This window comes from Campylobacter majalis (genome assembly GCF_905120465.1).
In the GTDB taxonomy this organism is placed as follows: domain Bacteria; phylum Campylobacterota; class Campylobacteria; order Campylobacterales; family Campylobacteraceae; genus Campylobacter_A; species Campylobacter_A majalis.
Genome location: NZ_CAJHOF010000032.1, coordinates 1 through 6,208, shown reverse-complemented (window position 1 = coordinate 6,208; position 6,208 = coordinate 1). Strand labels below are relative to the sequence as shown.

Annotated in this window: 2 protein-coding genes; both read right to left on the bottom strand. The window is 34.3% G+C overall.

Annotation, left to right across the window (positions count from 1 at the left end):
• Positions 1 to 983 precede the first annotated feature (983 nt).
• Complete coding sequence (gene rpoD, locus LQU93_RS09605; protein WP_229933669.1) at positions 984 to 2,837, bottom strand: RNA polymerase sigma factor RpoD; 1,854 nt, start codon at positions 2,835 to 2,837, stop codon at positions 984 to 986.
• A 109-nt stretch (positions 2,838 to 2,946) separates the two neighbouring features.
• Positions 2,947 to 6,114, bottom strand: coding sequence for a TonB-dependent hemoglobin/transferrin/lactoferrin family receptor (locus LQU93_RS09600; RefSeq protein WP_229933668.1), 3,168 nt, complete (start codon positions 6,112 to 6,114; stop codon positions 2,947 to 2,949).
• Positions 6,115 to 6,208 lie beyond the last annotated feature (94 nt).

Genomic DNA, 6,208 nt, shown 5'->3' with positions numbered 1-6,208 from the left:
ACTTAACTAAACAAAATGTTCAAATAGCTATGACAACTAATGCTGTAACATCTGAAGTAGATAGCATGGCTAAAGAGATAGTTGCAGAAGTTAGAACTAAACGCTTTTAATCTTGCTGGTATCTAAGCCCTAAAAATGGGCTTAGATTTATTTTATCTGATTACACTACAATATAGCTTTTATAATTTAAGCATAAATTTGCAAGTCTTAATTTAGATAAATATTATACTTAATATTACATTGCAATAACACATAAAAACAAGTCATTACATTTAGCTTACTTGTATTTTCATCACCATCATTTAAACTTAAAAAGCTTTAAATAAACATTGCTTTGTAAGAGTTTTGTTTGGCTTTTGCACTTGCCATTTTAGTTTTAAATTTCAGCTGTGCTTTGTGCCACTACGCTTGTTTTTATAACCTATAAATTTTCAATAAAAAATTTAATAACAAAAAATATATTCTTATAAAGCAGTAAGCGAAGTTACTCATAGGGATAGCAACTTAAGCTATCATATTGTAATGAGCGAAGCGAAAAAACAATAAAAAGCACTCACGAGTAAGTTAAACTATTTAACTAAGCACAATAACCAAAAAAAATCTAAAGCATAACATAAACAAAAAAAGCAAATAAAACTAATGATTTAAAAACCAAACAATAGCAAACAAATTTATATCAAATCAATTATTACTTTAAATTTAAAACACCAAGATATTAATCTATAACATTACGGTAGATATTTACATAAATCATTATCTTTGCAATTAGTAAAAATTTAAAATCAAAGTTTTAGATAAAATCCGTTAGTAACTTGCCATTTATTTATCGAAATTTTAAACAAACATCATCTTTTAGCAAGTATAACGTTTACTATAAAATCATGGATAAAATTAAGTGCTAAATTTAACAGCTGACAAATAAAACTAAATAAATTTAAGAAGTTTCTTACTTGCCACAAAAATATTAAATTAAAAGAGGGGTTTTAACCCTCGATATAGTTTTTAAGTTTTCTGCCAACTTTTGGATGTTTTAGCTTTTTAATCGCTGAGCTTTCTATCTGACGCACACGCTCACGAGTGACATTTAGTGCCTTACCTATCTCCTCAAGTGTCCTATCACTCTCATCATCAAGCAAACCAAATCTCATAGAGATAACAGCCTTTTCCCTGTCGTTTAGCTGACTTAATACATCATCTATCTGCTCTCTTAAGTCATTTTTTAGAATGTGATCCATCGGGCTAAGAGATGTTTTATCTTCAACAAAATCACCAAATTTTCCATCATCTTCATTTGCTATCGGAGCTTCTAAACTAATTGGCTCTTTTGTGATTTTTATAACCTGCTTAACCTTATCTATACTTAGTCCAACCTCTTGGGCTATCACGCTCACATCAGGCTCTTTGCCTTCTTCTTGCATATATTTTCGGTTTATTTTATTGATACGATTTATCGTTTCTATCATATGGATTGGTATGCGAATAGTTCGTGCTTGATCGGCTATAGCACGAGATATAGCTTGACGTATCCACCATGTTGCATAGGTTGAAAATTTATACCCCTTTCGATACTCAAACTTATCAACCGCTTTCATAAGTCCGATGTTGCCCTCTTGTATGAGATCTAAAAACGGCAAACCACGGTTTGTATAGCGTTTTGCGATACTTACAACTAGCCTTAGGTTTGATTTTGCCATTCTAGTTTTTGCCTCATCTGATATTTTCTTGCCTTTTTTAATCTGCTCTAAGACCTCTTTTAGCTTAACTGGCTCTAAGTTAAAGCCCTGCTTACTCGCCTCTTTTGTTTGAAAAAGTTTTTTTATCTCGACATATGTCGATACCATCGTAGCTTCTGGCACACGCGAGATGATGTCTTCTTTGCTTAGTTTTAAAATGTCTTTTAAAATTCCTTTGTGATTTTTCTTAAGTTCATCGCTAAACATCGGCAATCTATACTCTAGACGCTTTAACTCTCTATCAAATTCATCGTCGCTTTTTAGTGCCGTTTCCATCGACTTTACTATCTCAGTAATAAGCTTACTTGTAGGACCTAAATCCATTAGCTTGTCTTTTAAAATTTTCTTTTTAAACGCAAGGGTAAGATTTGCAAGTATGTCATCAGTAGCTATTTCAGTCTGCTTATTTTGTGTTTTTAGCCACTCTTTCTTTGCCTTTTCAAGTGCTTTAAAGCTCTCTATGACTTTTTCTGCACGTTTATCATTTTTTAAATTCTTTTTTGGCTTTGTTTCATCATCGTTTTCGCTCTCTTCTTCATTTTCATCTTCGCTCTCTTCTTCGCTCTCATCGCCCTCTTCTTCAAAGCTTTTAAATAGCTCTTTTACGCGACGCTCACGGTTTATAAGTGGCTCTTTGTAATCAAGTATAAAATCTATAAGAAACGGCACAGAACAAAACGCATCTATAATAATATCTTCACCAAGCTCTATTTTTTTGCTAATCTCCACCTCTTCTTCTTTTGTTAAAAGTGAAATTTGCCCCATCTCACGCAGATACATGCGCACTGGGCTATCAGAGCGAGACCATTCTAAAAAGTCATTATCGCCAGTTAAATCAAATTCCTCATCTATATCGACTTCTTGAGATTTTTGAGCCTCTTTTTGTCGCTTTTTTGCTTCTGCGAGATTGCGCACCTTTGCAACCTCAGCAGCACTTAAAAGCTCGACTTTATAGCTCTTAGCTAGTGTTTCTATCTTCTTAACTGCTGTTGCTCCTGGTGCTTTATCAAATAGTTTTATTAGTTTTTCATATGTGACAAAGCCTTTTTCATTCTCTGCAAATAGCTCTTCGATTTGAGTGTAAATTTCTTTTGTTGCGCTCATTTATGGGTGCCTTTCTGTAGTTTAAGGGCGTTGTAAAAAGAGTGGATTATACCGAAAATTTTATTAATCACTTCTTAATCAAAGAGTTTTAAGGGCGTAATGCCCTTATTTAAAATGTCATCTCAAATGTAAGCTTGAAATTTCTGCCTGGTGAATAAAAGCGGTTTATGCCCAAGCTATCGGATTTTCGCACCATATTTGTTGTGCCAAAAGATCGTATTGATCTTGCACTTTCCCATGTTAAATACTTTTTGTTAGTTAGGTTATAAACACCAAGTCTAAAAGTCAAGTTTTTAACCGGCTTAGCAAAGGCTACGATGTCGATTGTAGTATATTTATCGCTTAGCCAATGTGCCCTATAGTCAGTTATATCCCTGCCATTTATCTTTTCTTTTGTTATCTCTTGCGTTCTTTTTTCTTCGTGCCAAAACATATTATAAGTGTCTTGAGGCTTTTTAGCTTTTACATCGGTTATATACATATCTGCACCGTATTTGTCATTTTGCGTGGCATATCCGACGCTATAGACTGATGTTTGAGGTTGTATCGCATTCATCGGCACTTCGCCATCTTTTTGGGTTAAAATTCTGCCTTTTTGTTTTGTTAGTTTGTATCCGACATAAAAACCACCTAGCATATCTGTGATATCGCCTAAATTTAGCCTTGAGTTTATCTCAAATCCATCTACTCTAGCACTTTGTCTATTGACATTTTGCCACTTATCAAAATCAAGCGCACTATTTTGATTTGTTCCAGTTATATTAAATCTCTCTCTACCAACAAAAGCAAAATCTATAAAGTTGCTATAATCACTTCTAAAGCCACTAAGCACTAAAAAGCTTGAGTTATTGTGAAAAGTGATTGCAAGTTCTTTGGTTTTGGCTATCTCTGGTTTTAGATTAACGTTTGGAATGATTGTCATGTCAGGATGACGAAAAGTTAGATATAGCTCGTCAGTTGTGGGAGCACGAAAGGCTTTTGAGTATTTTGTCTGTATGCGTAAAAACTCAAAAGGATCAAGATTTATGCCAAATGCATACGAGTCGCTAGAAAATTTTTTAGGTGCTGATAGGTAGTTGATGTTGTCTATGGCATTTTGTGGTTTTAGATTGGCATTGTATTCTTTTACTTTTTTGACTTCTGCGTCATATTTTACTTTATCAGCTTCATATTTTTTCATTTCTTCACTACCAGCTTGTGGCATACCACCACCAGCAGGTGAATAATCCCATACCTTAGGCTCTTTCATCGTTACAGTTTTTTCTTTTGGGACTGGTATAAACACACCTACAACCATATCATCAGGTATCTTTGGTGTGACACCTGGGATGTATTTTGGGTTGTATTTTATCCTATCGTATCTATAACCAAAGTCAAATTCCAAAAGATCATTTACCTTTAGTTTATCTGCTAGATACACCATGCCATCTTTGCTCTGCACTGGTATCAAAAATGAGCTTACTGGATCTGTTTTGGGACATTTTAGTGCATTTCCTGTATCTTTTCCGCGCCTGTTAGCATCGCCACAATCAGGATTATAAGTATTAGCCCACCATTTAGCACTTTCTCCATAATACCCAGTGCGATTTATCATCGATTTTTCAGTTTTGCCGTATAATCCGCCATATTTTAAGTCATTTTCTAGGCTAAAAATTTCAAATTCTTTCTCAAAGTCAAAATTCACCTGCCTTGTGCGAGTGTTTAGGTCTCTTTCTTTCCAAAGATTTTCTAAATAACCTTTTGAGCTTGGCAATATGATAGAGTAGGCTTTGTTATTGCTTGTTTTATCGCTCCAAGTGCTAGAGTAAGAGTTGTATTCTTGCTCTTTTATTACTTTGTATTTTTTGCCATTGTATGTTGCGTCGCTAACTAGAAATTTAACCTTGTCATTGCCATTTGTGCCATTGTTGCCATTAAATTCGTTTTCGTTTTTACTTAAATCTATAGTTAATTTTTTAGCATCTTCCTTACTTAGAGTTCCACCTATAGAATACACATCTAGCTTTCCAGAGCAGTCAAACACCGAACAATCTAAAGCAAAATCTTTAATTGGAGTATTTAAGCTAAAGGTTGAAATTTTTTGCCCATTTTTTAAAACAAGCTTATTTTCGTTGTTTTCTTTTTCAACCTTTGTAATCTCAACACCATTTTGTAAAACTACATTTCCATTTTTTGTAATTAACCCTGCTGGGTTTGAGACGTCGATACATTTATCGCCTTCTAAACACCTCTCATCGCTTCTAGCACGTTGTGTGATTTTTTGATCTGAAAATGTGATCTTAGCACTATCCCAAAAAGGCGTTTGCGTAAAATTTTCATATGTGAAGCTTCTGCTTATTCTCTCGCTTAAGTCATTTGTGTATTTTTCGCCCTTTTTTTCATCAAACTTAAATCCACTACCAGATGATGGCGGATATAGAGTATAGCTATAGTCTTTGCCTTCGTGCTTGGACTTATATACGTCATTTGCAAAGCTAAATCTATGCTCTTCATGCGGCGAAAAGCCAAATTTTACAAGTGTGCCTTCTTTTGTTATGTTGTATGGATCTGCTTTTTCACGCGTCCTGCCCCTCACGCTATCATCATATCTTTTATAGCCGTAATTTTTACGCTCAGAACCATCCCTATCTGTCTTAATCACCAATATATCAAACCACTTAAATCTTGCTGCTAAAGTATGTGAGTGCATACGCTCATCATTTGCCGATGAATGCCCTACTTTAAATCCGTAATGATAATCCTTATCTATCAAATAATCTCTTGCGTCCTTTGTTTCAAACATCACAGAACCACCCAAGGCACCACTACCAGCCTTGATACTATCTGCTCCTTTTGTGATATTTACTTGTTTTATGTTTTCTACTTCGATACTATTGCGAGTGTTGTTAAAATTTCCATATCCTTCAAAAATCTCTTTAAACCCTTGTGAGCTAATGGTTTCAGCTTGTTTAAGTCCATCGATTTGTATTGCTACGCGGTTTTCATCAACACCACGTATAGAGTAGCCACTTGAGCCAAATCTACCACTTTCAACGACTGAAATTCCCGTCTCATACTTCACAAGATCGCGAGTATCTGAGACTTGTTGCTTTGCTAGATCTTTTGCACTCTTTTTTATTTCGCCGACTTTTTTATCCTTGATGTCTTGCATGTCACTAGCCCTAATCTCAATAGTCTCAAGCTCTAGCGATTGCTCTGATGCGTTTAGGGCACCATACAAACACATCAATGCAGCAAGTGAAAATCTAAATTTTAAAGCAAAAAAATTTAAATGCATTTAACAAAACTCCTTTAAGTAAATAAGTATTTTAGTAATTATTATTAAGTATTTTTGGATTTTATCAATTAAATTCTAAAAAATTTATAAAATA

Excerpts from the sequence above, each read along its gene's own strand:
- rpoD (WP_229933669.1), bottom strand. The coding sequence starts at position 2,837 with ATGAGCGCAACAAAAGAAATTTACACTCAAATCGAAGAGCTATTTGCA.
- LQU93_RS09600 (WP_229933668.1), bottom strand. The coding sequence starts at position 6,114 with ATGCATTTAAATTTTTTTGCTTTAAAATTTAGATTTTCACTTGCTGCA.